Genomic DNA, 21,895 nt, shown 5'->3' with positions numbered 1-21,895 from the left:
TCAGCGGTTTTCCAGTGCGGTCAGCTTGTCGATGCGGCGCTGGTGGCGGCCGCCCTCAAACTGAGTGTTCAGGAAAATGTCCACCAGCTGGCAGGCAAGTCCTGCGCCCACCACGCGGCCGCCCATGCACAGGGCGTTGGCGTCGTTGTGGCGGCGGGTATACTCACAGCTGAAGCTGTCGGAACAGCAGCAGGCGCGGATGCCCTTGATCTTGTTAGCTGCCATGCTGATGCCCACACCGGTGCCGCAGAACAGCAGTGCCTTCTCGCACTGGCCGCTCACCACTGCGTCACAGGCGGGCACAGCCATATCGGGGTAGTCCACGCTGTCGGTGCTGTGGGTGCCAAAGTCGATATACTCCAGACCAAGCTCCTCCAGATGTGCCTTGACAGCCTCTTTCAGTTCAAATCCGCCGTGATCGGCGGCAAGTGCGATGGGTTTTGCCATGGAAAAACGTCCTTTCCCTGTGAGTGGTCACAGCTCCGTTTTTATTGTTTGTTTGCTGCGGCTTCGGCAGCCAGACGCTCTGCCCGCTCCCGCTCCGCCTGACTGAGACGGTGGTAGTCCGGCAGCAGCGCCTCCGGCAGCACAGCCTGCCCGGCTGCTGCCATCTGCTTTGCCACAAGTGCCACGGCAGCGGCACGGCCGCCCCGCAGCGCCGGGGGTGTTTGCAGCACACCCGGCACATTGCTGTATTTATTATAGCACAGACCCGCGCCATCACCAACAAAAAACAGGGGCTTTTTGCAATTTTCTACAAAATCAGCCAGATCTGTCACCGCCCGGGCGTCATCGTCCAGCAGGCGGGTGTGGGTGGCAAGGTCGAAAGCCGCGCTGTATACCTGTGCGCGGCGGGCATCCAGTGCGCAGAGCACCGTGCCCTCGCCGGTGTGGGCGGCAGCCAGCGCTTCCAGGGTAGACACCGGGGCGCACAGGGTCTCGCGCGGGAAGGCCAACCCCTTGACGGCGGCCAGCCCGATGCGCAGGCCGGTAAAGCTACCAGGGCCTGCGTTGACAGCATACAAGTCGATGTCCGCGCAGGTCAGCCCGCACATCTTTAAACAGGTGTCGATCATGGGCATCAGCGTTTCGCTGTGGGTCATGCCGCCGTCCAGATACACCTCGTACAGCAGGCGGTCGTCCTGCAACAGCGCCACACCGGCGGTCTTGCCCGCCGTATCCACGGCCAGAATATTCATACCGTCACCCCCTCAATGGTGATCCTGCGGGTGGTATCGTCCAGACGTTCGATGTTCACCCGGATGGGGTTTTCCAGCGCCAGCAGGTCGGCAAAGTTTTCGCTCCACTCTGCCGCCACCACAGCGCCCTGATCCAGATAATCGTAGAAGCCTGCCGCACACAGATCGTTCTCGGTGGAGATGCGGTACAGGTCAAAGTGCGCCAGCGGGCGCGGGCCCCGGTAGTAGTTCACGATGGCAAAGGTTGGGCTGGACACCGGGTCGGTGCAGCCCAGACCCTCGGCAAGACCCTCGGTAAAGGCGGTCTTGCCCGCGCCCAGACCGCCGGTAAAGGCGATCAATGCCCCGGGGGCCAGCACGGCGGCCATCCGCTTGCCCAGCGCCACCGTCTCGGCGCGGGAATGGGTGATATATTCTGACATGAAGGTTACCTCATCGTTTCAAAAAAGGGATGGCAGACGCTCTGCCATCCCTAAGTATAATATAAAACGTACAAAAGTGCAATGGTCAGGCGGCGGCAGGGGTCCGCTGCTCTGCAGCACTGTTCGTTGCCGTGCCGGGCGCGGTGAGCCGAGCGGTGCCGTCGCCCTGAATGATGGGATAGGACGCCGCCGGGTGGGGACGCCGCCCGGTGTTCTGGTTGAGGTACCATACGATGTCGTTTTCGCCGTAGACCTCAAGGCTGTAATCAATGGCCTGCTGCAAAGTCTCACCCTCGATCAGGCGGTTCACGGTCGCCCACAGCATACTGCGGGAGTACACGCTGTACACGTTGTTCACAAAGCCCGCCACAGCTGCTGCCCCGCCGGAGAGCAGCCCGTCCGAAAGGGCGGTGTCCACATGGCCGCTGCGGCCGTAGAACTCGCAGGTCTCCGAGAGCACGATGGTGCCGTTCAGCCTGCCGCCCCGGTAGGCATTGCGGAAAAAGTCTCCGGTGACGGCGTAGCAGCCGTTCACCTTGATGACCCGGTGGCTGAGCAGATCCATGCCGTAGCGCAGGTCGTTCCAGAAATCCGATTTTTCCAGCAGCAGGAGGATGGGCGCAGTGGCCTGCTTTTTCCACAGCCAGCCGTACTCATAGGTATAGTACGCGCCGTGGGCACTGAGGATGGCAAGGTCGTAGTCTGCCATCCGCTTCAGGTCGGAGACGGTCACCATCATGTCCAGATGGGTGTCCAGCCCGAAACCGTTCCAGTAGTCCTTCATATAAGAATAGTAGGGGTAGCGGTTGCTGTTGACCCCGTTATCAAAGGCATAGTAGATGACCGCATTGCCCACGGTGCCGTTCTCGGCGGCGAGCAGGGCGGGCGCATCCTCCAGCTCCGGCCCGGGCAGGGCGGCGTCCGCCTCGCTCTCGGTGTCGGTGAGCAGAATGCCGCCCAGCGCGCCGCAGCGGTAAGCAAAGCTTACCATGCCGTTTTCCGCATCCACATAGATACTGTCCTTTTCCACAAGCCCCTGCGCCGCCAGCACGTCCAGCTGCGCCAGCGCAGCAGCCTGACGCTCTTCCTCCGACATTCCGGCGTAAGCGGCACTGTCGGTCAGGGCGGTGACGGCGGCATCCGTCTGCTGCATCTCCTGCACCTCGGAGACAGTCAGGGTCTGAGGGGTGCCGGTGGTGTCCTCTGGTGCGGCGGCTACTGCCGGGCACACTGCCGTGAAGGCCAGCGCAATGGCACACACTGCACTGAGCAGGCGGCGATAAAATGTATGCTCCATTTCTTCTTTTCCGTTCCTCTCCCCCGGCACGCTGCCGGGGCTGTTGTACGCAAGGCTGCGTCTACAGGTTCATTGTAGAATGCAGCCGGGGCTTTGTCAAGCTTCCCGGCAATGTTTTACCATTCCGTCACACCCGGCGCATTGCATTGGCGCAGGGATTTGTGTATAATAGCGATATGCTGGGTTTTTATCGCCTGTACGCAGGCACGCCCCGGCAGACTGTTCTGACGAAAGGCGGTGCTTTCCTTGGATAGCATTCGACAATATTTTAAGCGCACCGATAAGATGTATCTGCTGCTGTGCATTTTCAGCAGCGTGATGGCGGTGCTGGCGCTGTCCTCGTGGGCAGCCAAGCAGGGCAGCGGCTTTGCTACTGACGAGGTGACCGGAGCCATCATCGGCATTGGCGACTACCGCCGCGCAATGGTGCAGGCGGGCGCTGCCGCCATTGGCATCGTGATCGCGCTGCTGCTCTCCTGCGTGGACTACCGCAGCCTTGTAAAGGTGTGGCCGGTGCACGTTGTGCTGACGTGGGGTCTGGTGCTGCCCACGCTGGTCATCCGCAACGTATCCATCGGCCCGCTGACCATCGGCTACAATGCCGGCGATACCGACAACTACTCGTGGTACAAGCTGGGCGGCTTTACCTTTCAGCCCACAGAGCTGGCAAAGATCAGCTTTATCCTGACCTTTGCCATGCACCTGAATAATGTGCGCAGCCGCATCAACGAGCCAAAGGAGCTGGCAAAGCTGTTGCTGCACCTGCTGGTGCCCATTGCCATCATTCATGTGCAGGGCGATGACGGCACGGCCATCATCTACGGCATCATCGGTTGCTGCATGATGTTTGCGGCGGGGCTGAGCTGGAAGTATATCTTTGCGGCCTTTGCGGCGGCGGGTGCTGCCGTAGCGGTGGCCTTTGCCTTTTTCAGCGATAAGATCGGCAAGGGGTACCAGTGGTACCGCATTCTGGCGGTGCTGGACCCGGAAAACACCACCGGCTGGGCACCCAGCGAGACGGTGTGGAAGAACATCATCTACCAGCAGCAGCGCGGCGAGATCGCGCTGGGCTCCGGCGGCATCTTTGGCAACGGCTTATTCAGCGGCCGGTATTACAGCGTGCCCAACGCCCACAACGACTTCATCCTCAGCTGGATCGGCAACGTGGCGGGTTTTGTGGGCTGCTGCGTGGTGCTGGGCGTTCTGCTGGCGCTGGTGATCAAGACCTTTGCCACCGGTGCCCGCAGCGAGGATCTGCTGGGCAGCTACATCTGCGCCGGTATCGGCGGTGCTCTGATGGCGCAGATCGCGGTGAACGTAGGCATGAACCTGCGGGTGCTGCCAGTCATCGGCGTCACCCTGCCTTTCTACTCTGCCGGCGGCAGTTCAGTGCTTATGCTGTATATCTGTGTTGGCTTAGTACTGTCTGTATACTCTCACAACACAAAAAGCCTGTTCGGATAACAGAATAAAGAGCTTATTCAGAGGGCGCTGCACCGTGCTGGGTGCAGCGCCCTCTTTTGCCGTTACACCCTTCCGCGAAAATACTAATGCCGGAGTGTCCGCAGACGCTCCGGCATTGCTCTTTATATTCTTACATCTCACTGCTGCGCAGAAAACGCACCAGCATGGGCAGCTCGTACAGCAGCATCAGCAGCCAGCCCACGGCGTAGCTGAAGGGCAGGGCTTCAATATCCATCTTCATCACCAGCACAAACAGCGCAGCGGCGGCGACGCGGCCGCCCATGTTCAGCATACTGCTGTTCAGGGTGACCTTCAAATCGCCCATGCCGCGGAAAAAGCCTTGTATTCCGTTGGTGGCGGCGGGCAGCATATAGAACAGGGCGCTGGTGCGCAAGAACCGCACGCCCAAGTCCACCACAGCCGGGTCGGTGGCAAACAGCCGGATGATGGGCTGGGCAAACAGCAGGCAGACGGCGGTAAGCAGGATGCCGTAGGCAAACTCGATGCGCATACCGCAGTGGTAGCCCTGCCGTACCCGGTCGGTCTTGCCCGCGCCACGGTTCTGCGCCATCAGGGTGGTCATGGCGTGGCCGATGTTCTGCTGCGGGGTATAGGCGAAGTCGTCGATGCGGGAGGCGGCGGTAAAAGCTGCCATGGCGTTGACGCCCATGGTGTTCACGATGGCCTGCACCGCAATTTTGCCCAGCTGCACCGTGGCCTGCTGCATGGCGCTGGCCCAGCCGTAGCTTACGGTCTTGCGCAGCAGCTTGCCGTCATACACCAGCCACCGTCTGCCCAGCTGCAGGACCGGCACTTTGTAACGGATGTACACCACGCACAGCAGACAGCAGGCGGCTTCGCTGAGCACGGTGGAAAAGGCACAGCCCTCGCTGCCCCAGCCCAGTGCTTCCACAAAAAACAGGTCGCCGCCAATGTTCAGCACGGCGCTGATCATCAAAAAATACAGCGCGCTCTTGCTGTCGCCCAGCGCACGCATGGTGGCAGCAAGAAAATTATAGAAGAAGGTGAAGATCAGCCCCGCAAACACGATGCGCAGGTAGTTCACCGCAATGGGCAGAATGGCGGTGGGCACTTGCAGCAGCCGCAGCAGCGGGTCTGCCAGCAGCACGCACAAGGCAGAAAAGGTCAAAGAGAACACCGTGCCCGCAATGGCGGTGGTGGAGACCTGACGCTCCACCAGCTTGGTATCTCCCGCGCCAAAGGCGGTGCTGACCAGAATGCCCGCGCCCAGACACATTCCGTTGATGAACAGGATGGCAAGGGTCATCAGGGGGTTGGAGGTGCCCACGGCAGCCAGTGCGTCCTCGCCCACAAACTTGCCCACGATGATGCTGTCGGCGGCGTTGTAGGTAAGCTGGAACAGGTTGCCCAGCACCAGCGGAATGGTAAATTTGATCAGCAGCGGCGTAATAGCACCGCTGGTCATGTCCTTGGTCATGAAAGACGTCCTTCTTTCCTATTTATGGAAGCAGCCGCTTACACGATGCTGGCGCGCCCGCTGAAAATGGCCAGCGCAGCGCGGCTGTTGCAGTTGGCCAGCAGCTGGGCGGCGGCGTGCAGGGCAGCACCGGCGCTGACCGAAGCGGGGATGGCATCGGTGCGCAGCACCTGCTGGGCAGCCCGCTGGGCGTCCCGGCTTGCCACGGCGGAAACATTATCCACCACATAACTGTTGTAGTTTTCCGGCACGATGCCGTAGCCGATATCCGGGATGCCGTGCGGGCCGGTAAGCCCGCCGCCCAGCACCTGATTTTCGTACGGCTCTACCGCCACGATGCGCACATCGTTCGTCCATGCCTTGATGGTCTCGCCCACGCCGGTCACCGTGCCGGCGCTGCCCACGCCGATGGTAATGGCGTCCACAAGGCTCTTGTTCTGCCGGGCAATGCTTTGCACGATGGCGGGGCCGGTGACCCGGCGGTGGTACTCCGGGTTGTCATCGTTGGCCAGCCAGTTCATATAGTACCAGCCGTTTGCGGCGGCGGTCTGCGCCGCCAGCGCCCGCGCCCCGGCCAGACCGCTGCGGGCGGGGCTGTGCCGGATCTGTGCACCCAGCCGCAGCAGGTACTCCTGCCGCAGGGCAGGGGCGTCCTCCGGCATCACCAGCACGATGGGGTGCCCGGCGGTCAGGCTGGCCAGCGTCAGGGCGGTGGCAAAGGGGCCGGAAGCCGCCTCGATGATGGGCTGCCCCGGGGCAAGCTGCTTTTTTTCAATGGCAAGCGCCAGCATCCCCTCGGCAAGGCCGTCCCGGGCGGTGCCGGTGGGACCGTAAAAATCCAGATACGCGTACAGATGCCCCTTCAGCCCGCAGGCGGCGGCATAGCCCCGCAGCTCCACAATGGGACAGGCGGTGGTAAGGGTCTGGTAAAAGTTAGAGTAGATCGGCACAAGGGCACTCCTTTCTCTTGGGATACAACACTATTATCCTAACGCAAAGCCCCCGGCTGCGTCAAGATGCCTTTTGGCAAAAACAGCGAATTTCAGGCAGATATTTCAGAAAAAACTCCAAAATCCCCTTGACAAGGGGCAGGGGTTCTGGTATACTCCATCCGTAAAGCAAAAAAACTTTACAACACAGCAAGTACAGACAGCAGAGCACCGGGGGTCAACAGCAATGGCAAAAGATCTGGAAATGGGGTATCTGCTGGATTTTTACGGCGAGGTGCTTACCCAGAAGCAGCGCGAGATGCTGCGCCAGTATTACAACGATGATCTTTCGCTGAGCGAGATCGGCGAAAACTTCGGCATCACCCGGCAGGGCGCACGGGACGCCATCAAGCACGGCGAGACCACCCTGAAGGAGCTGGAAGAAAAGGTAGGCTTTGCAGCCCGCTACCGGCGGGTGCAGCAGAAGCTGGAACAGCTGGAACAGCTGGTCATCGACACCCGGTTCGAGTGCACCGGCCCCCGCGCCAATATCACCACCACGGAATATGTGGAAACGCTGACAAAAATGCTGGAGATCATCCGCTCGATGGATGAAGCAAACGAAAGCTGATCGAATTTTGAAAGGAGCACCGCACAATGGCATTTGAATCCCTAACCGACCGCCTTGCCGGTGTATTCAAAAAGCTGCGCGGTCACGGTAAGCTGACCGAGGCAGATATCAAGGCCGCCATGCGCGAGGTGCGGATGGCTTTGCTGGAAGCTGATGTCAACTATAAGGTTGCCAAGGACTTCTGCGCAAAGGTGTCTGAGCGCGCCATGGGTCAGGAGGTCATGGAGAGCCTGACCCCCGCCCAGCAGGTGGTCAAGATCGTCAATGAGGAGCTGGTAGCTCTCATGGGCGGCAGCGAAGCCGCCCGCCTGAACATCAAGAACAAGGGGCAGACGGTCATTATGCTCTGCGGCCTGCAGGGCAACGGTAAAACCACCCACGCGGCAAAGCTTGCCAAGTTTTATATCAAGCAGGGACGCCGCCCCATGCTGGTAGCCTGCGATATCTACCGCCCTGCGGCTATTGACCAGCTGCAGGTGGTGGGCAAGCAGGCCGGTGCGCCGGTGTTCACCCTGCCCGGCGCAAAGCCGCCGGAGATCGCCCGCAAGGCGCTGGCGCACGCCAGAGACTACGGCAACGACATCGTCATTCTGGATACGGCAGGCCGTTTGCAGATCGACGAAGTGCTGATGCAGGAGCTGGTGGACATCAAGGCCGCCGTTCCCGTGGACGAGACCCTGCTGGTGGTGGACGCCATGGCCGGTCAGGACGCCGTCAATGTGGCTAAGACCTTCAACGAGACGGTGGGCGTGGATGGCATCATCCTTACCAAGACCGACGGCGATACCCGCGGCGGTGCAGCGCTTTCCGTGCTGGCCGTTACCGGCAAGCCCATCAAGTTTCAGGGCACCGGCGAAAAGCTGGATGATCTGGATGTGTTCCACCCGGACCGCATGGCAAGCCGCATCCTTGGCATGGGCGACGTGCTCAGCCTGATCGAGCGCGCACAGGATGCCGCTGACGAAAAGGCTGCTGAGGAGACCGCCAAGCGGCTGATGGAAAACAAGTTCGATATGAACGATATGCTGGAGCAGTTCGCCCAGATCCGCAAGATGGGCGGCGCAGGCGCGATGCTCAGTATGCTGCCCGGCGCTTCCGGTATCGACGCCAGCCAGATCGACGAAAAAGCCTTTGACCGCATCGAGGCCATGATCTATTCCATGACCAAAGAGGAGCGGGAAAAGCCTTCCATCATCAACCCCAAGCGCAAGCGCCGCATTGCCGCAGGCAGCGGTACCCGCGTGGAGGACGTGAACAAGCTGCTCAAGCAGTACGAGATGATGCAGAAGATGATGAAGCAGTTCAAGAAGAGCCCCAAGGGCTTTGCCCGCCGTCTGGGCGGCATGATGGGCAACCCCAACGCCTTCCGCGGACTGAAATAACAATGGTATACAACCCCGGCGGGGTTTGTAACATATATCAAAAACAACAATTTTTGGAGGATATCTATTATGGCAGTTAAGATTCGTCTGCGCCGCGTTGGCGCCAAGAAGGCTCCCTTCTACCGTGTTGTCGTTGCTGACAGCCGCTTCCCCCGCGATGGCCGCTTCATCGAGGAGATCGGCACTTACGATCCCAACAAGGAGCCCTCTGAGGTGAAGATCGATGCCGAGAAGGCAAAGCAGTGGATCGCTAACGGCGCTCAGCCCACTGATACCGTTCGTGTCCTGCTGAAGAAGTCCAACATTCTGTAAGTAGGGAGGGCTGACTCATGCAGGAGCTGTTGCTGGCAGTTGCCCGCGGTCTCGTGGAGGACAAGGACGCCGTTAAGGTCACGGTGGACGAGCCCCGCGAGGACGGTACCATCGTCTACCACCTGAGCGTGGCAGAGGGAGATATGGGCCGTGTCATCGGCAAGCAGGGCCGGATCGCAAAAGCCATTCGTGTGGTGATGCGCGCGGCTGCTGTGCGGGTCGATGAAAAGGTCCTTGTTGAGATCGACTGAGCACCCTACGGGCCCTTTGCCTTTGCGGCAAGGGGCCTTTTTGTTATTAACAGGCTCACCCTCTCCGGCATTGCTTGCGCAATGCCACCTCTCCCAAAGGGAGAGGCAAGAGCCTGACCGCAACATTCTTGGCTCTCCCTCTGGGAGAGCTGTCACCGCAGGTGACTGAGAGGGCGAGGATGCTACACAGGAGCGAATTTATGCAGCAATATCTGGAAGCCGGAAAAGTTGTTACCACCCACGGTGTGCGCGGGGAAATGAAGCTGGAGCTTTGGTGCGACGGGGTGGATTTTTTGAAAAAAGTGGGCCGCCTGTACCCGTCGGCACAGGGCGGCAAGGCATATAAGATCCTTTCCATCCGTCCGCAGGGGCAGATGGCGCTGCTCCAGCTGGAAGGGGTCAGCGATATGGACGCCGCCCGGGCGCTGCGCGGGCAGGTGTTCTACTTTGACCGCAACGATGCCACCCTGCCCGCAGGCCGGTGGTATGTGGCAGACCTCATCGGGTGCGAGGTGCGGGACGCCGACACCGGCAAGGTGTACGGCGTGGTGACCAGCGTGGACCACCCGGGTGCGCAGGATATCTACACCGTCAAGGCACCCGGCGGCAAGGAGTATATGTTCCCCGGGGTGGATGCCTTTTTGAAAGAGCGCAACCCGCCGGAGGGGTATATCCTTGTCACCCCCATCCCCGGCCTGCTGGATGATGATTTTGACAGCGAGCGGGAGGAGGAGTAAGCCATGGGAATGCGTGTGGATATCGTGACTCTGTTCCCGGAGATGTGCCAGCAGGTGCTGGACGCCAGCATCATCGGCCGGGCGGCAAAGCGGGGCTATATTGAGACCCACTGCCACCAGATCCGGGACTATACCCTGAATAAGCAGAAGCAGACCGACGATTACCCTTACGGCGGCGGCTGCGGCATGGTGCTGTACGCCCAGCCCATTGCGGACTGCCTGCGGGCGGTGCAGCGCGAGGTGGCCGAGCAGGGACGCCCCGCCCCGCATATCGTGTTCTTGACGGCGGGCGGGCAGCGCTACACCGAGGAACACGCAAAGCGCTTGGCACAGTACGACAACCTGACGCTGGTCTGCGGCCACTACGAGGGCATTGACGAGCGTGTCATCGACGCTTTTGCGGACGAGGAGATCTCCATTGGTGATTATATCCTGACCGGCGGCGAGCTGGCCAGCCTTGTGGTGGCAGACAGCGTGCTGCGCCTGAAGCCCGGCGTACTGGCCGAGCAGAAGGGTTACGAGGAGGAAAGCTACTGGGACGGTCTGCTGGAATACCCCCAGTACACCCGCCCCGAGGTGTGGGAAGGCCGTGCCGTGCCCGAGGTGCTGCTGGGCGGCGACCACGCAAAAATCGACGCATGGCGCGGTGAGCAGAGCCGCACCCGCACCCGTCTGCGCCGCCCGGAGCTGTACGAGCAGTGGTGCACGAGCCACCCCATTGCCGAAGTGCCCAAGTGGAAGCGGGGCGAGAATGTCCGGCTGGTAAAGACCGCTGAACAGTTTGCTGCCGCCGCAAAGCTGTTTGCCGAGGGTCGGCAGGCTGTCTGCGCCGATAACTGGACGCCGGAATACTGCCGCACCCTGACCGAGCCGCAGTTTTTGCTGCAATTGCAGCAGGAAAAGGCGGCGGGCTGGGTGTGCTACCTGCACACCACCAAGGACGTGCCGGACGGCATGGTGTGCGTCAGCCATAAGGCGGGGCATATCGAGCACCTGTTCGTCACGGAAAAAGCCCGGGGCAAGGGCATTGGCGCAAAGCTGCTGGATTTTGCCCGCAAAAAGCTGCCGGAGCACGCACACCCGGTGCTGAGTGTTCTGAACACCAACACCCGCGCCATTGCGCTGTATACCCGCATGGGCTGGCAGCTGGACGGCAGCACCAGTCTGGAATTTGACCCGCAGCAATACCCCACTGTGACGCGTAAATGCGCACTGGTGCAGATGCGCTACGCAGGCCCTGCGCAGGAGTGAGCCGGCACCGGAAATGTCGGTGAAAATACACAAAATTCAGAGGAAAACTCCCCGGCGGTCTAAAAGTTGTTGAAAACTTTTGTATTACCCCTCTAACCTTCGGGGTATAATTTTATTGTCTTTGTACAAAACCTGAAAAATGCTCTCGGTTTCATTGGGAAAACCGCCAAAAATGCAAAAGGGGACTGTACAACCGTTTCGACTTGCGCTAAAATGAGTGTAACACAACAGGCACACTATGCTTTTGTACACCAAAACGATATTAGATAGGAGCGCTTTACTATGTACGTAAAAGAAGTTACCGTTGAAAATCAGGTTGGTCTGCACGCTCGTCCGGCTACCTTCTTTATCCAGAAGGCAAACGAGTTCAAGTCTTCCATCTGGGTCGAAAAGGAAGAACGCCGCGTGAACGCAAAGAGCCTGCTGGGCGTTCTGTCTCTGGGTATCGTTGGCGGCACTACCATCCGCATCATCGCTGACGGCGCTGATGAGCAGGCTGCCGTGGACGGCCTGATCAAGCTGGTGGAGTCCGGCTTTGCAGAGTAAGTCTGTATCACAAGCAACAGAAAGCGGCGGGGGCTCCCTGCCGCTTTTTTAGTACGCTTTTTACCGGGAGCAAAGGGCTTTCCATTGCCGGAAGCCCCGTCCCACAGACACGGAGGAAAGTGCTGCATGACCAAGGCCGAGCTCTATCAAAAAGCCTGTATGCTGCCGCTGCTGCCCGGGGTGTATATCATCCGGGACAAAAGCGACACCATCATCTATATCGGCAAGGCCAAGCGCCTGCGCATCCGAGTAAGCCAGTATTTCCGTGAGGGCGTGCCCCACGATAACAAGGTCAGCCAGATGATCGCCCATGCCTACGCCTTTGACGTTATCGTCTGTCAAAGCGAGTTCGAGGCGCTGGTACTGGAAGCCAGCCAGATCAAGGCGCATACGCCCAAGTACAACATTCTGCTCAAGGATGACAAGGGTTACAGCTATATCCGCGTCACCCGGGAGGACTGGCCGCGCCTTTCCTTCACCCTGCAAAAGGAGGAGGACGGGGCGGAGTATATCGGCCCCTACACCTCCAGCTTTGCGGCGCGGCAGATGGCGGAAACGGCCATGGATGCCTTTCTGCTGCCGCGCTGCTCCAAGCGCTTCCCGCAGGAGATCGGCAAAGGCCGCCCCTGCCTGAACGCCCATATCGGCAAGTGCATGGCAGTGTGCAGCGGAAAGATCAGCTGCGAGACCTACAATCAGGCGGTCAAAAACGCGGTGCACCTCATCCGCTACGGCAAAAAGGATATCCTGAAAACCCTCAACGAGCGGATGCAGGAAGCCTCCGACCGGCTGGAATTTGAGACCGCTGCCCTTCTGCGGGATCAGATCAATGCCATCACCAAGCTGACGGCAGGGCAGAAGGTGGTGGTAGACCCGGACGTGGAGATGGACGTGGTGGCGCTGGCGGGTACGCCGGACAGTGTGTGCGCGGCGGTGCTGCGCTTCCGGGAGGGACGGCTGACCGACAAGCGGGAGTTTTTGTTCCACGATACCTCGGATATCGATGCGGTGCGGGAGGAATTTCTGCCCCGGTACTATCTGGATGATGAACAAATTCCAAAAATTATCGCGGTGGACGCGCTGCCGCCGGACATGGACGCCTTGCAGCAGGCGCTGAACCAGAAGCGGGGCAGCGAGGTACAGCTGTATGTGCCCCAGCGGGGCGATAAAGCGCATCTGGTGGAGATGGCACACACCAACGCGGTGGAACGTCTGGCGCGGGAGAGCGGCCGCTACGCCCGGGAAGAAAAGCTGCTGGACGAGCTGGCGCAGGTGTTGGGGCTTTCAAAGCCGCCCCGCGCTATTGAAAGCTACGATATCTCCAACTGGGGCGATGGCAGCAGCGTCTGCGGCATGGTCACCTTCAAGGACGGCAAGCCCTTCAAGGCGGGCTACCGCAAGTTCAAGATGAAAACTGTGGCGGGCACGGACGACTACGCTTCGCTGGCAGAGACTGTTTCCCGCCGGGCGGCAGAGTACGAAAAATACGCTGCACAGGCAGAAAACGGACAGCCAAGCGGCAACTGGTTCGGACAGAAGCCGGATCTTTTGCTGATGGACGGCGGCAGGGGACAGGTGAGCGCCGCAAAGGAAGCACTTGCCGGTACGGCACTGGCAGATGTGCCGCTGTACGGCATGGTAAAGGATGACCACCACCGCACCCGCGCCATCGTGGACAGCGACGGGCGGGAAATCGCCATCAACATGAACCGCGGCACCTTCACCTTTATCACCGCCATTCAGGACGAAACGCACCGCTTTGCCAACGCCTACCGCAAGCAGCAGATGAAGCAGAAAAGCTACTCCTCCACCCTGACCGAGGTGCCGGGCGTAGGCCCCAAAACAGCCAAAGCCCTGCTGGCGCAGTTCAAGAGCGTGGGCGCGGTGAAGGAAGCCACCCCCGACCAGCTGGAAAACACCCCCGGTGTGGGCAAACAGCTGGCGCAGACCATCTACGAGTATTTTCATCAGGCATAAACACAAAACCGCCCCTCTTCGCTGGCGCAAAGCCATGGAAGAGGGGCGCTTTCTGTTATGCGGGGCGTTGTTCGTCAACGTTCAGATAAATCAGCCCTTTGGCGTAAAGATTCAGGATGCCGTTGGAACCGGAAGAGGTATAGCGTTTATCATATTCCTTATTGCCGATGCGTACAACGTTATCCGTGCGGGCATCGGTCGTGTAGTCGGCGGGGTCGCCATCCAGATGCAGCTGGATGCAGCGGGTCGCGGTGATGTTGGCGTATTCCGCAACGGAAAGGTGATCGATCACGCATCCCCCAGCAGGAAGCTCGACCAGCAGGTCGCGGGTCACGGTCAGGTCTTCGGCACGCAGACCGCCATTGGTCAGCGCAACATTCAGCGTTTTCAGCTGCATGGGCGCAAGGCGGACATCGCCGGTCTCCAAGCTGATGAGCAGCCGGGTGAGGGCGTCTGCCGGAATGGTGACGGTGAGCATGGCTTCCGGGGCATTCTCGGCTACCTGCCAGTTTTCCGGCATTTCAAAGGTCAGGGTAGTGCGGCCATCCCCGCCGGTGGTGCGCAGAACGGGTGAATGGGGGAAGTTGTCGAACTGGAAGGTGGCGTATTTGTCCGAGGTGAGGGACGGGTCGGTGACAAAGGTCACAGAGCCGTAGTTCAGGCTGAGCTTCAGTTCCTGATCCAGCTTTTCCAGCGGGATCTGTAGGGTGCTTTCCCCAAGGTCATCAGCAGGAATGGTGAGGGGCACGGTATCGGCCGGGACAGCGAGGTAGCTGCTGCTGGCATCCTCCGGGACAGAACTGCTGTCTGCTGCCGAGGACGCAGGCTCGACCGGCTGTACGGGGGTAGCTTTGGAGTGCTGGAAGAAAAAGCAGGCCAGCACCAGCACCGCCAGCCCGCCGCCCAGCACCATGCGCCAGCGGGAACGCGGGGCAGGGGATGCCGGGGCGGCAGAACTGCCTGCCGGGGTCTGCTCGTCCAGAATTTTGCGGGCGACCTCCTCCGGGCTGCCCAGCTCCGCAATGGCGCGGGCTTCGTTCTCCGGCCCGGCGGCATCCAGATAATCTTCGTAATAACTCAAAGCGTCCTTGCGCTCGGACTCCGGCAAGGGAGCCAGAAGCTGCTCCAGCGCAGCAAGAAATGCAGTACGGGTCATAGATCATTCCACCTCTCTGAAAAATGTGTCAATGGAAGAACGGTAGCGGCTCCACTCCTGCGCGTAGGCGGCAAGCTGCGCCCGCCCGGCGGAGGTGATCTGATAATAGCGGCGGTTGCGGCCATTGAAGGGCGCATCGTAGACCGTGAGCAGCTGATCTTTCTGCAACCGGCGCAGCACCGGGTACAGGGTGGATTCGCTCAGTTCCAGCGTGTGGGTGACCTGTTGGGTGATCTTGTAGCCGTAGGTACCTTCCGGCTCCTGCGCCACCACGGACAGCACAATGGCGTCCAGCAGCGCGGCACTGATGGGAAAACTCATGCAGGAACAGCCTCCTTTCGATATGGTGTGTTTCTATAATATTATATATCATATAATATTGCATAAGTCAATAGGAAATTTACCCCTTCAGCCGCCTGCGGCGTCAGCTCCCCCAAGGGGGCGCCTTTGGCATGGCGGTACAGTTTCTGGTGCAAGCGCAAAGTTTCCGGTTTCGCCAGAGGGAGTTCGTTCCTAACAAAAAAGCTCCCCCTTTCGGGGGAGCTGGATGCGAACGAAGTGAGCAGACTGAGAGGGTCGAGCTTCTCAGTTTTCAGAAGAGATATCCTGTCCGAAGTACTTTTCGCTCAGGGTCTTTAAGGTGCCGTCGGCGCGCAGTTCCTCAATGGCGGTGTTCAGCGCGTCCAGATAGGCGGTGTCCTCGCTCTTGAGCACCGGGATGGCCACATGAGAGGCCTCGGCGGTCTGTGCCACCAGCTTGAAGTCTGCGTCCGGGTGGACATTCAGGTAGTCGTAGAAGGAAACATCTGCGTTCAAGGTGGCATCAATGCGGCCTGCGGTCAGCAGCTGGATGGTTTCCTCCAGCGTGTCGATGCCCTGCACGGTAGCGCCGTAACTCTCGGCCAGCTCCATGTAAGTAGAAGCCAGACTGTTGGCGGTGGTCTTGCCCTTCAGGTCCTCAAAATTGGTAATGTCAGTATTGTCCTTGCGTACAGCCAGCGCAGTGTGGATGTAGCCGTAGGGGGTGGTGAAAGCGTAGGTCTTGGCGCGCTCCTCGGTCACTTCCACGCCGTTGCACACCATGTCGTAGCGGCCGGCATCCAGACCGGCAAACAGGCTGTCCCAGTCGCTCTCCACATACTCCGGCTCTACGCCCAGCTTTTCGGCAATGGCGCGGGATACCTCCACGTCATAGCCCACCAGCGTGTCGGAGGAATCGTGGTAGCTCCAGGGCTGCCATGCGCCTTCCAGCGCCACCACCAGCTTGCCGCTCTTCTGGATGCTGTCCAGCTTATTCAGCGGTGCGGGACCGGCGGTACTGGAGGCAGTGTCCTTGGAGGAGCAGCCGGTCAGGCCCAGCACCCCGGCGGCAGCCATAACGCCCATCAGAGAAATAAAGGTTCTGCGTTTCATAAGTAAAAATTCCTTTCTGTCGTAAAAAATGCAAAAAGAGAAGTGGTTTTATTCCGTATGGGCGATCCTGCGCAGGAAAGCCCGGGTGCGCTCCTCCTTGGGGGATGCAAAGAACTGCTGAGAGGGGGCCTGCTCCACCACCACGCCGTTTTCCATGAATACGGTCTTGGAGGAAACGTTGCGGGCAAAGCCCATCTCGTGGGTGACCACCAGCATGGTCATGCCCTCCTCGGCCAGCTGCCGCATCACGCTGAGCACCTCGCCGGTCAGCTCCGGGTCAAGGGCGCTGGTGGGCTCGTCAAAATAGATGATCTCCGGGTCGGCGGCAAGGGCGCGGGCAATCGCCACCCGCTGCTGCTGCCCGCCGGAAAGCTGGCGGGGGTAGTAGTCGGCACGGTCGGCAAGCCCTACCTTGGCAAGCATCTTCATGCCGATCTCATCCGCCTGCTCCTTGGGCAGCTTCCGCGCCACAATGAGCCCCTCGGTCACGTTCTGCAGGGCGGTCTTGTTGCGGAACAGGTTGTAGTTCTGGAACACAAAGGCGGTCTTTTTGCGCAGCCGGGCAATGTCGGCGCGGCTGGCATGGGCAAGGTCGAAGCTTTCGCCGTCAAATACCAGCTGCCCGGCATCGGCGGTTTCCAGAAAGTTCAAACAGCGCAGCAGGGTGGTCTTGCCGGAGCCGGACGGCCCAAGAATCGCCACCACATCGCCCTTTTCCACGGTCAGGTCTACCCCGCGCAGCACGGGCAGCTCGCTGATGACCTTCCGCGCACCGGGGCGGTGGAAAAAGCCGGGCTTTGCGTAGGTGCGGAAGGTTTTTTGCACATTGCGGATCTCAAGCATAGCCATAGGTGCGCACCTCCCTTTTTACTGAAAGCCGCGGGCGTTGAGCTGACGTTCCAGCAGCGCCTGCAGCTTGGTGATGACGGTACAGAACAGCAGATACACCACAGCCACCTCGCAGTAGATGGGCAGGAAGATGTAGGTGCGGGCGGCTACCCGCTGCCCGGCCATGAACAGCTCTGCCACCGTGATATTGGACGCCAGCGAGGTGTCCTTGATCATACCGATGAGGGAGTTGGACAGCGCGGGCACGGCGGTGCGCAGCGCCTGCGGCAGCACAATGCGGCGCATGATCTGCCACCAGCTCATGCCCACGCAGTAACCGGCTTCCAGCTGCCCCTGCGGCACGCTTTCCAGCGCGCCGCGCATGGTCTCGGCGCAGTAGGCACCCTCGTTGAAGGCAAAGGCGATGACTGCCGCCGGAAAGGCGTTCAGCATGATGCCCAGGCTGGGCAGACCGTAAAAGATGATGAACAGCTGCACCAGCAGGGGGGTGCCCCGGATGACCCAGATGTAGAACCGGGCGATCTGCCGCAGCACCGGCACATTGGCGTACTGCACCAGCGCCACCGCCACTGCGATGAGCATGGCAAAAAAGAAGGAGAGAAGGGTCAGCGGAATGGTCATGGTCAGGCCTGCCGTCAGGATGCGGGGCAGCGCCTCCACCAGCACGCTGACCGTGCGGTTGGATAAAAGTGCTTCAAACATCGTTTTTTCCTCAAAGCCAAAAAGTGCACAAGCCGGCAAAGCTTTTGCCGACTAAAGCAGTATATACCTTAAAGTAGGGTCTAAGTCAAGAGACTGAATCACCAATCCCTACAAAACCTACCAGAATACTATAATAGCATGAAATGCCCCGCAGCGCAAACGGTTTGCACAAAACGTGTGATGTGACCGAAAAATGGCATAAACTTGTTAAATATTTGTGCAATGCGGCAGATGCTTGACGCTGTGGGTGCTTTCGTGTACAATGGTCATAGTAGTGCGCAGGCGCGGGGCAACGGCCCGGCGCGGCGCAAATCCACCGGCAGGAGCTCCTGCCCGGTGCAGACACGGAGGATACGAACGTGAAAAAGTTTAGTATTGGTGTTCTGGGTGCAGGTACCTGGGGCATGGCTCTGGCACGGATGCTGACCGTCAGCGGCAACGATGTGCAGGTGTGGTCGGCTATTGAAGCCGAGGTGGACAACCTTTCCACCACCCGGGTGCACCCCAATCTGCCGGGGATGGTCATCCCGCAGGAACTGCGGTTTACCAAAAGCATAGAGGAAGTGTGCACCGGCAAGGACGTGCTGCTGTTTGCAGTGCCGTCGGTGTTCGTGCGCTCCACGGCAGCCAAGGCGCGGCCTTATATCCGCTCCGGCCAGATCATTGTGGACGTGGCAAAAGGCATTGAGCCCGATACCTTATATACCATGACCGAGATCCTTGCCGATGAGCTGAGCCACGAGAACGGCCCCCGTGCGGTGCGTCTGGTGGCGCTCAGCGGCCCCACCCACGCCGAGGAGGTGGCGCTGGATCTGCCCACCACCATCGTTTCCGCCAGCCCGGATCTGGAAGCTGCCGAGGTGGTGCAGGAGGTGTTCAGCAACACCTGTATGCGCGTGTACACCAACACTGATATCAAGGGCGTGGAGCTGAGCGGTGCCATGAAGAACGTTATCGCGCTGGGCGTTGGCATCTCCACCGGCCTTGGCTACGGCGATAACGCCCGCGCCGCCCTGATCACCCGCGGCATTGCCGAGATCGCCCGGCTGGGCGTGGCCATGGGCTGCAATGTCCAGACCTTTGCGGGTCTGGCCGGTATCGGCGACCTGATCGTTACCGCCACCAGTATGCACAGCCGCAACAACCGCGCCGGTATCCTGATCGGCAAGGGCGAAAGCCCGGAGCAGGCCGTGAAGGAGGTAGGCATGGTGGTGGAGGGCATCAACGCCCTGCCCGCCGCCATGGAACTGGCGGAGAAGTACCATGTGGAAATGCCCATCGCCCAGACGGTGAACGCCATCGTCAAGGAGGGCATGAGCGCCAGCGATGCGCTACGCAACCTGATGTCCCGCGACCGCAAGAGCGAGATGCCGCAGGGCTATGAGAGTGTGTGAACCTGAATGATTAGAAAGGGACTTCCTGAAATGCCTGCGGGCATTTCAGGAGGTCCCTTTTCTGTTTGGGGGAGCGGCGGGAAGTGCAGCAAAATTATTAAAACTTTTTACAGAAAACAGACACAAAAGGGTAGAAGGTCGGCAAACTTTCTGCTATACTGAAAACGATAGGATTATTGGTCAGTGCAGCCGGAACAGGGCGGCGGGCGCTGGCACTGCAAGAAGGAGGAATGAGAGATGCCCTCTACCTACGCACACCGCCGCTTTGGCGCAAATGTGCTGGATCATCTGCCTGCGCCGCTGCGGGAAAAGCTGGAAGCGCACCGGGAGCTGTACGATATCGGCCTGCACGGGCCGGATCTGCTGTTCTACTACCATGCAGAAAAGTCCACCCCGGTCGCCGCGCTGGGCAACGCCATGCACGACGAGCCGGGCAGAACGTTTTTTGACCGGGCACGGCGGGTGGTGCACGAGGAAGCCGACCGCGAGGCTGCGCTGGCCTACGCGCTGGGCTTTGTGTGTCATTTTGCGCTGGACAGCACCTGCCACCCCTTTGTGGAGCAGTTTACCCGGGAGAGCGGTGTGACCCACTGCGAGATCGAGACCGAGTTCGACAATATGCTGCTGCGCCGGGACGGCTATGACCCGCTGACCTTCTTTACCGCCAGCCATATCCACCCCAGCGCGGAAAACGCCCGGGTCATTGCGCCGTTCTACAGGGATATCTCGGAGCAGACCGCGCTGGAAGCCATGAAGGGGATGATCACGGTGCATAAGGTGCTGCAGGCTTCGAACCCGGTCAAGCGCTGGGTGGTGCTGACCGGCATGAAGATGCTGGGCAAGTATGATGGGATGCACGGCCTTGTGGCAAACCCGCAGCCGAACCCGCAGTGCACCGAGAGCAACCGCAAGCTGGACGCGCTGTACGCCAAGGCGCTGCCGCTGGCAGAGCGGCTGATTTTAGAGTATGTGGCAAAGCTGGATACGGACGAGCCGCTGGATGCCGCCTACGACCACACCTTTGGGGAATTTTAAAAACGCGCCGCCCGGCGGTGCAAGGGGAAAAGGGAAAACACGATGAAAACTGAAAAATTCAAGGTGACACCGCTGGAGCGGGCATGGATCTTATACGACGTGGGCAACTCGGCCTTTGTGCTGATGATCGCCACGCTGGTGCCCATCTTCTTCAATGCACTGGCCGAGGCCGGTGGGGTGAGCAAGGTGGACTATCTGGCCTACTGGGGCTATGCAAGCTCCATCGTCACGGTGGTCACCGCCATTCTGGGCCCCATTCTGGGCACGCTGGCCGACACCAAGGGCTTTAAAAAGCCCATCTTCATGCTCTGCCTTTTTGTGGGCGTCATCGGCTGCTGCGCCATGGGTCTGGCGGGCACATGGCTGGCCTTTCTGGTCATTTTTATCATTGCCAAGATCGGCTACTCCGGCAGTCTGGTGTTCTACGACTCCATGCTGGGCGATGTGACCACCCCGGAGCGGATGGACATGGTGTCCTCCCGCGGGTACGCGTGGGGCTATATCGGCAGCTGCGTGCCCTTTGTGGTCTGTCTGGCGCTGGTGCTGGGCAGCAGTGCAGTGGGGCTCAGCCAGATGACTGCTTTGTCCATCGCGCTGATCATTACCGCCGTGTGGTGGCTGGTGGTCACCCTGCCGCTGCTGAAAAAGTACCGCCAGATCAACTATGTGGAGGTGGAACAGCACGCCATCCGCCAGAGCTTTGTGCGCATTGGGCAGACTTTGAAGCACCTGCCGCAGGACAAGCAGGTGTTCTGGTTCCTGCTGGCTTTCTTCTGCTATATCGACGGTGTGTATACCATCATTGACATGGCCACCGCCTACGGCACGGCATTGGGTCTGGACACCACCGGCCTGCTGCTGGCGCTGCTGGTCACCCAGATCGTGGCTTTCCCCTCGGCGCTGATCTTCGGCCGCCTGAGCCAGAAATATGAATCCAAGATCCTGATCCCGGTGTGCATCGCGGCCTATACCGGCATTGCCGTCTTTGCCTTCTTCCTGAAGAGCCAGTGGCAGTTCTGGGTGCTGGCTGTTGTGGTGGGGATGTTCCAGGGCGGTGTGCAGGCGCTGAGCCGCAGCCACTTTGCCAAGATCATCCCGCAGGAAAAATCCGGCGAATACTTTGGCCTGTTCGATATCTGCGGCAAGGGCGCTTCCTTCCTTGGCACCATGATCGTCAGCGTGGGTAGCCAGCTGACCGGCAGCGCCAACGTGGGCGTTGGCTCCATTGCCATCCTGTTTGTCATCGGCTTTGTGCTGTTCGGTATTTCTACCCGGACGGAAGAGACGAAACGGGTCTGAGCCTTCGCGGTGAAACGCTCTTTATAACGGTACAAAGGACTGCTGCACGGCATCTGGTGCAGCGGTCCTTTTTTGCTGCAGGCGGCACAAAATAGAAGCTTTTTCGGAAAAAATAAAAACAGGTGATTGATTTTCACCTTTGACTTGCTTATAATTGAAGAAAAATCATCTGCTGCACGGCGGCGGCAGA

The 21,895-nt window shown here is 59.8% G+C and carries 23 protein-coding genes; 12 read left to right on the top strand and 11 right to left on the bottom strand.

The genetic code is table 11. The annotated features are described in order from the left end of the window. The 4 genes from rpiB to WMO20_RS07135 all read right to left on the bottom strand — a co-directional run bounded on the left by rpiB (position 1) and on the right by WMO20_RS07135 (position 2,918). Positions 1–447, bottom strand: coding sequence for a ribose 5-phosphate isomerase B (gene rpiB / locus WMO20_RS07150; protein ID WP_112090383.1), 447 nt, complete (start codon positions 445–447; stop codon positions 1–3). A gap of 41 nt (positions 448–488) precedes the next feature. Further along, positions 489–1,199, bottom strand: coding sequence for a tRNA (adenosine(37)-N6)-threonylcarbamoyltransferase complex dimerization subunit type 1 TsaB (gene tsaB / locus WMO20_RS07145; protein ID WP_112090384.1), 711 nt, complete (start codon positions 1,197–1,199; stop codon positions 489–491). After that, entirely contained in the window at positions 1,196–1,621 is a 426-nt protein-coding gene (gene tsaE / locus WMO20_RS07140) for a tRNA (adenosine(37)-N6)-threonylcarbamoyltransferase complex ATPase subunit type 1 TsaE (protein ID WP_112090385.1), read from the bottom strand. Before tsaE ends, tsaB begins: the two co-directional genes overlap by 4 nt. A gap of 85 nt (positions 1,622–1,706) precedes the next feature. Beyond that, positions 1,707–2,918, bottom strand: coding sequence for a hypothetical protein (locus tag WMO20_RS07135; RefSeq protein ID WP_349186251.1), 1,212 nt, complete (start codon positions 2,916–2,918; stop codon positions 1,707–1,709). Between the two features lie 246 nt (positions 2,919–3,164). Here WMO20_RS07135 and WMO20_RS07130 point away from each other — a divergent pair, with 246 nt between their 5' ends. Continuing rightward, the gene (locus WMO20_RS07130) at positions 3,165–4,382 is read left to right on the top strand and encodes an FtsW/RodA/SpoVE family cell cycle protein (RefSeq protein WP_308563446.1); all 1,218 of its coding nucleotides are present in this window, start codon (positions 3,165–3,167) and stop codon (positions 4,380–4,382) included. A 130-nt stretch (positions 4,383–4,512) separates the two neighbouring features. On the opposite strand, the gene WMO20_RS07125 is transcribed toward WMO20_RS07130, so the two are convergent. Together WMO20_RS07125 and WMO20_RS07120 are read right to left on the bottom strand one after the other, a co-directional pair. After that, complete coding sequence (locus tag WMO20_RS07125) at positions 4,513–5,841, bottom strand: MATE family efflux transporter (RefSeq protein ID WP_349186250.1); 1,329 nt, start codon at positions 5,839–5,841, stop codon at positions 4,513–4,515. Positions 5,842–5,879: 38 nt separating this feature from the next. Continuing rightward, positions 5,880–6,791: a pyridoxal-phosphate dependent enzyme gene (locus tag WMO20_RS07120; RefSeq protein WP_349186249.1), complete on the bottom strand. Its 912-nt coding sequence runs from the start codon at positions 6,789–6,791 to the stop codon at positions 5,880–5,882. 226 nt (positions 6,792–7,017) lie between these two features. On the opposite strand from WMO20_RS07120, the gene WMO20_RS07115 reads away from it, so the two are divergent. The 8 genes from WMO20_RS07115 to uvrC all read left to right on the top strand — a co-directional run bounded on the left by WMO20_RS07115 (position 7,018) and on the right by uvrC (position 13,857). Further along, the gene (locus tag WMO20_RS07115; protein ID WP_015536880.1) at positions 7,018–7,401 is read left to right on the top strand and encodes a sigma factor-like helix-turn-helix DNA-binding protein; all 384 of its coding nucleotides are present in this window, start codon (positions 7,018–7,020) and stop codon (positions 7,399–7,401) included. Between the two features lie 26 nt (positions 7,402–7,427). Next, positions 7,428–8,783, top strand: a complete 1,356-nt coding sequence (gene ffh, locus WMO20_RS07110; protein ID WP_349152541.1) for a signal recognition particle protein — start codon at positions 7,428–7,430, stop codon at positions 8,781–8,783. Between the two features lie 69 nt (positions 8,784–8,852). Continuing rightward, positions 8,853–9,095: a 30S ribosomal protein S16 gene (gene rpsP, locus WMO20_RS07105; RefSeq protein ID WP_022257433.1), complete on the top strand. Its 243-nt coding sequence runs from the start codon at positions 8,853–8,855 to the stop codon at positions 9,093–9,095. Positions 9,096–9,112: 17 nt separating this feature from the next. Continuing rightward, positions 9,113–9,346, top strand: a complete 234-nt coding sequence (locus WMO20_RS07100; protein ID WP_005920371.1) for a KH domain-containing protein — start codon at positions 9,113–9,115, stop codon at positions 9,344–9,346. Positions 9,347–9,546: 200 nt separating this feature from the next. Next, positions 9,547–10,083, top strand: a complete 537-nt coding sequence (gene rimM, locus WMO20_RS07095; RefSeq protein ID WP_005920369.1) for a ribosome maturation factor RimM — start codon at positions 9,547–9,549, stop codon at positions 10,081–10,083. A 3-nt stretch (positions 10,084–10,086) separates the two neighbouring features. Further along, entirely contained in the window at positions 10,087–11,334 is a 1,248-nt protein-coding gene (gene trmD / locus WMO20_RS07090; protein ID WP_097782477.1) for a tRNA (guanosine(37)-N1)-methyltransferase TrmD, read from the top strand. Between the two features lie 282 nt (positions 11,335–11,616). Next, positions 11,617–11,880, top strand: a complete 264-nt coding sequence (locus WMO20_RS07085; protein WP_005920365.1) for an HPr family phosphocarrier protein — start codon at positions 11,617–11,619, stop codon at positions 11,878–11,880. Positions 11,881–12,006: 126 nt separating this feature from the next. Further along, positions 12,007–13,857 (top strand): excinuclease ABC subunit UvrC, encoded by a 1,851-nt coding sequence (gene uvrC / locus WMO20_RS07080; RefSeq protein ID WP_316544891.1) that lies wholly within the window; start codon positions 12,007–12,009, stop codon positions 13,855–13,857. A gap of 55 nt (positions 13,858–13,912) precedes the next feature. Here the strand turns inward: uvrC and WMO20_RS07075 are convergent, their stop codons facing one another. The 5 genes from WMO20_RS07075 to WMO20_RS07055 form a co-directional block, all read right to left on the bottom strand. Continuing rightward, the gene (locus WMO20_RS07075; protein ID WP_349186248.1) at positions 13,913–15,013 is read right to left on the bottom strand and encodes a DUF1700 domain-containing protein; all 1,101 of its coding nucleotides are present in this window, start codon (positions 15,011–15,013) and stop codon (positions 13,913–13,915) included. Between the two features lie 3 nt (positions 15,014–15,016). Beyond that, on the bottom strand, positions 15,017–15,334 hold the full coding sequence (locus tag WMO20_RS07070) for a PadR family transcriptional regulator (protein WP_005920353.1): 318 nt from the start codon (positions 15,332–15,334) through the stop codon (positions 15,017–15,019). A gap of 264 nt (positions 15,335–15,598) precedes the next feature. Then, positions 15,599–16,426: a transporter substrate-binding domain-containing protein gene (locus WMO20_RS07065; protein ID WP_349186247.1), complete on the bottom strand. Its 828-nt coding sequence runs from the start codon at positions 16,424–16,426 to the stop codon at positions 15,599–15,601. A 48-nt stretch (positions 16,427–16,474) separates the two neighbouring features. Further along, on the bottom strand, positions 16,475–17,275 hold the full coding sequence (locus WMO20_RS07060; protein ID WP_349186246.1) for an amino acid ABC transporter ATP-binding protein: 801 nt from the start codon (positions 17,273–17,275) through the stop codon (positions 16,475–16,477). 18 nt (positions 17,276–17,293) lie between these two features. Further along, positions 17,294–17,977, bottom strand: a complete 684-nt coding sequence (locus WMO20_RS07055; protein WP_349186245.1) for an amino acid ABC transporter permease — start codon at positions 17,975–17,977, stop codon at positions 17,294–17,296. A 359-nt stretch (positions 17,978–18,336) separates the two neighbouring features. On the opposite strand from WMO20_RS07055, the gene WMO20_RS07050 reads away from it, so the two are divergent. From WMO20_RS07050 to WMO20_RS07040, 3 genes are all read left to right on the top strand, one after another. Continuing rightward, positions 18,337–19,371: an NAD(P)H-dependent glycerol-3-phosphate dehydrogenase gene (locus WMO20_RS07050; RefSeq protein ID WP_147323020.1), complete on the top strand. Its 1,035-nt coding sequence runs from the start codon at positions 18,337–18,339 to the stop codon at positions 19,369–19,371. A gap of 237 nt (positions 19,372–19,608) precedes the next feature. Continuing rightward, positions 19,609–20,406, top strand: coding sequence for a zinc dependent phospholipase C family protein (locus tag WMO20_RS07045; RefSeq protein ID WP_112090398.1), 798 nt, complete (start codon positions 19,609–19,611; stop codon positions 20,404–20,406). 42 nt (positions 20,407–20,448) lie between these two features. Then, positions 20,449–21,705 carry an MFS transporter gene (locus tag WMO20_RS07040; RefSeq protein ID WP_349186244.1) on the top strand — a complete coding sequence of 419 codons (1,257 nt, stop codon included), beginning with the start codon at positions 20,449–20,451 and terminating at the stop codon, positions 21,703–21,705. The last annotated feature ends 190 nt before the right edge of the window (positions 21,706–21,895 follow it).

The sequence above is a fragment of the Faecalibacterium intestinale genome, assembly GCF_040096575.1.
Taxonomy (GTDB): domain Bacteria; phylum Bacillota; class Clostridia; order Oscillospirales; family Ruminococcaceae; genus Faecalibacterium; species Faecalibacterium intestinale.
Note: the sequence above shows the minus strand (reverse complement) of the source record. Positions and strands in the feature narration are given on the sequence as shown.